The organism is Tardiphaga sp., from assembly GCF_028290785.1.
In the GTDB taxonomy this organism is placed as follows: Bacteria; Pseudomonadota; Alphaproteobacteria; order Rhizobiales; family Xanthobacteraceae; genus Tardiphaga.
The window spans coordinates 1-3,702 of record NZ_JAQGJD010000323.1 but is presented as its reverse complement, the minus strand read 5'-3'; the positions used below and the strand labels follow the sequence as shown (position 1 = coordinate 3,702).

3 protein-coding genes and 1 pseudogene are annotated in these 3,702 nt (G+C 62.9%); 3 read left to right on the top strand and 1 reads right to left on the bottom strand.

What is annotated here, in order from left to right; all coding sequences use genetic code 11:
- The 3 genes from JWR89_RS20375 to pncB form a co-directional block, all read left to right on the top strand.
- Positions 1–667, top strand: a 667-nt coding sequence (locus JWR89_RS20375) for an ABC transporter permease subunit (RefSeq protein ID WP_299719485.1), incomplete at its 5' end; no start/stop codon positions are given.
- Positions 664–1,449 (top strand): ATP-binding cassette domain-containing protein, encoded by a 786-nt coding sequence (locus JWR89_RS20370; RefSeq protein WP_299719483.1) that lies wholly within the window; start codon positions 664–666, stop codon positions 1,447–1,449. The genes JWR89_RS20375 and JWR89_RS20370, both read left to right, overlap by 4 nt.
- Before the next feature lie 339 nt (positions 1,450–1,788).
- Positions 1,789–3,087, top strand: a complete 1,299-nt coding sequence (gene pncB, locus JWR89_RS20365) for a nicotinate phosphoribosyltransferase (protein WP_299719481.1) — start codon at positions 1,789–1,791, stop codon at positions 3,085–3,087.
- 189 nt (positions 3,088–3,276) lie between these two features.
- Here the strand turns inward: pncB and JWR89_RS20360 are convergent.
- Positions 3,277–3,702: pseudogene (locus tag JWR89_RS20360) on the bottom strand (CoA-binding protein); the annotation flags it as partial.

Below are 3,702 nucleotides of genomic sequence, written 5' to 3'. Positions count from 1 at the left end.
GGCGCCGACGCTAGGCATTCCGGCCTTCGCGATCCCCGGCCTCGGCCGCATTGCGCAAAGCCTGATCCACATCGCGCCGGTCGATGTGGCGGTGACGCTGGCCCGCGTTGTGCTGGCGCTGGTGATTTCGTTCGTCATCGGCCTCGCCGTTGCGATCGTGATGTACCTGTCCGAAAGCGTCGAAAAATATTTGCGGCCGATGGTGCGCATCTTGATGGCGGTGCCGGTGGTGTCGTGGATTCTGTTCGCGGTGCTGTGGTTCAAGGGCGTCGAGTTCCGGATCGCCTTCGTGCTGGTGGTGGTTTGTGCCCCTGTCTTCACGGTGGATGCCCTCGATAACATGCGCGAAGTGTCGAAAGACCTGAAGCAGATGATCCGGTCCTTCCGGCCGACCTCGCTGCAGTTCTTCCACAAGCTGATGCTACCGGCGATCACGCCGGGACTGATCACCAGCTGGAAGATCACGCTGAGTCTGGCGATCCGCGTCGTCACCATTGCCGAACTGGTCGGTGCCGTGACCGGGATCGGGCATCAACTGTCGGTGGCGCAGGAGTTATTCTCGGTCGCCGATGTATTCGCCTGGACCCTGGTGCTGGTGGTGCTTCTGTTCATCCTCGAAGCGCTGCTCGTCCGTCTCGAAACGCGCGTGCTGCGGTGGCGGGCATGACCGCGTCCGCCGCGATCGAGATCGCCGACCTGCGAAAGGAGTTTCGCCAGACCATCTCCGGCCGACCGGTGGTGGCGATCAACCGGCTCTCGCTCCGCATTGAACTCGGCGAACTGGTCGCCGTCGTCGGCCAGACCGGATGCGGAAAATCGACCTTGTTCGATCTGCTGATTGGGCTCGAACATCCCAGCGGCGGTCGCATCACCATCGGCGGCAAGACGCCCTATGACGACTTCAACCATTTTCGCGGTCGCATCGCGACGATCTTCCAGCAGGACCGGCTGTTGCCGTGGCGCTCGGCGCTCGACAACGTCAAGCTGCCGTTGGAGCTGATCGGCATAGCCGAAGACGAACAGCAACAGCGCGCGATGGCCTGGCTGACGCGACTTGGCCTGGAAAAATTCGCCAACGCCTACCCGCGCGAATTGTCCGGCGGGATGCGGCAGCGCGTCGCCATCGCCCGCGCCTTCGCGGTGCAGCCGGAAATCTTGCTGGCCGACGAGTCCTTCAGTGCGCTCGACGAAGTCACCGCCAACGAGCTGCGAAAAACCTTTGTCGCGCTGGCACGTGAGTTCAATTCGACCGCGATCCTGATCACGCACCAGCTCGAGGAAGCCATGAGCGTCGGCGATCGCATCGTGGTGTTCGGCAAATCGGCCGCGCTGCTCGCCGATATTCGCGTCTCCGACTGGGACCGCGCCGATTATCCGCAACTGCGCGAGGCGATCCAGCACACGCTGCAGGCCAACGCGCCAGATGCTCGACTGAAGCGGGCGTCTTGACCCAGCGACACGCGCAGGTCTTCACCCTCCCCTTTTGAGGGGGAGGATCGACGAGCGGCATGCGAAGCATGTTGCTCGGCGGGGTGGGGTGACAGCGCTCGTGGGAGCCGCTGTCCCGTACCACCACGGCTGTCACCCCACCCCGTCCAACACGCGCTTCGCGCAGGTTGGGCGACCCTCCCCCTCAAAAGGCGAGGGTCAAGCAAAACTCCACTCCGTTGACATCGCCAAACCCGGCGGATACCTCCATTTCGTGGACTTGCCGACGCGGCACCACCGTCGCGGAAACGCCGCTTCGACCCGTGCCGATGCAGGCACCTATTCAGGAATGGCGTCGCCATGATGGATTTCGCCACCCGGGTCCACAACCACAATTACAGGCTCGATCCGATCATCCGGTCGTTGCTGGATACCGACTTCTACAAATTCCTGATGCACCAGTTCATCTGGATGCTGTATCCCGACGTTCCCGTGACCTTCGGTCTCATCAACCGCACCAAAACGGTGCGGCTGGCCCAGATCATTCCCGAAGCCGTGCTGCGCGCGCAGCTCGATCACGCCCGCACGCTCAGGTTTCGTGAGAACGAATTGATCTGGCTGGCCGGCAACCGCTTCTACGGCCGCCGCGACATTTTTCGCCCGGAATACATCGAGTATCTGCGCAGCTTCCGGCTGCCCGATTATCACCTCGAGACCATCGACGGCCAATATGTGCTGACCTTCGAGGGCGCCTGGGCCGAAGTGACGCTGTGGGAGATCTATGCGCTGGCCATCGTCAGCGAGCTGCGCACGCGCAGTGCGATGTCCACGCTGGGCAAGTTCGAGCTCGATATCCTCTACGCCCAGGCCAAGACCAAGATCTGGGGCAAGGTGCAGCGGCTGCAGGCGCATCCCGACCTGCGGCTGGCGGAGTTCGGCACAAGGCGGCGGCACAGCTTCCTGTGGCAGGAATGGGTCACCGACGTGATGGCTAACGAACTCGGCCGCACCTTTGTCGGCACTTCCAATGCCCTGCTCGCCTTCAAGCACTCCTTCGAGGCGATCGGCACCAATTCGCACGAATTGCCCATGGTCGCCGCGTGCCTTGCCGACACCGACGAGGAGTTGAAGCGCGCGCAATACGACGTGCTGGCGAAATGGCAGGAAGTCTATGACGGCGAACTGCTGATCATCCTGCCGGACACGTTCGGCATGACGCAGTTCCTGCGCGACGCGCCGGAATGGGCCGCCGGCTGGACCGGCATGCGCATGGACTCCAAGGAGCCGGTGGCGGCCGGCGAAGAGATCATCGCCTGGTACGCGTCGCGCGGCGAAGATCCGCGCAAGAAGCGCGCGATGTTCTCGGACGGGCTGGAGGTAGATTCGATGATCGAGCTGCACCAGAAATTCCGCGGCCGGATCCGCGAGAGCTTTGGCTGGGGCACCATGGCCACCAACGATTTCCGCGGCGCCCATCCGCGCGGCCTCGATACGCTCGACCCGATCAGCCTGGTCTGCAAAGTCACCTCGGCCAACGGCCGCGCGGCCGTGAAACTGTCGGACAATCCGGCGAAGACGACGGGCAGCCCGGCGGAGATCGCGCGCTACACGCGGATCTTTGGCGAAGAGGGATTTGTGAAGCAGGCGGTGGTCGTTTAGGGCAGTCCCCTCCGCCGTCATTGCGAGGAGCGAAGCGACGCGGCAATCCAGAGGCCACAAGTGAAGACTGGATTGCTTCGTCGCAAGTGCTCCTCGCAATGACGGGGGTGGGTAGCGAGCTCAGCCAACGCAAAAAACGCCGCCCGGTTTCCCGGGCGGCGTTTCTCTTGATACGTTCGCGAAAGCTGCTTACAGCAGCCCCGCGCCGCGCGCCCACTTGTACTTCGCGCCCAGCACTTCGACCGGCAACTCCGTCGAGTAGGCATAGGCCGGGATGCCGTTCTGGTCGAGATATTCCGCGGCCTCCTCGACCTCGACGTCGCCGGCGAGCGAGGCGACCATCGGCTTCTCGATGCCCAGCTTCCTCATCTCGTTCTTGATCTCGACCATGTTGCGGGCGAATACCATCGGCGGCGTCACGATGGTGTGCCAGTAGCCGAGGATGAGCGCATGGATGCGTGGATCTTCCAGACCGAGCTTGACGGTGTTGACATAGGTGATCGGCGGCTCGCCACCGGTGATGTCGATCGGGTTGCCGGCAGCCCCAAACGGCGGAATGAACTTGCGGAACGCCGCATCGAGATCCGGCGGGATTGTCATCAGCGATAATTTATT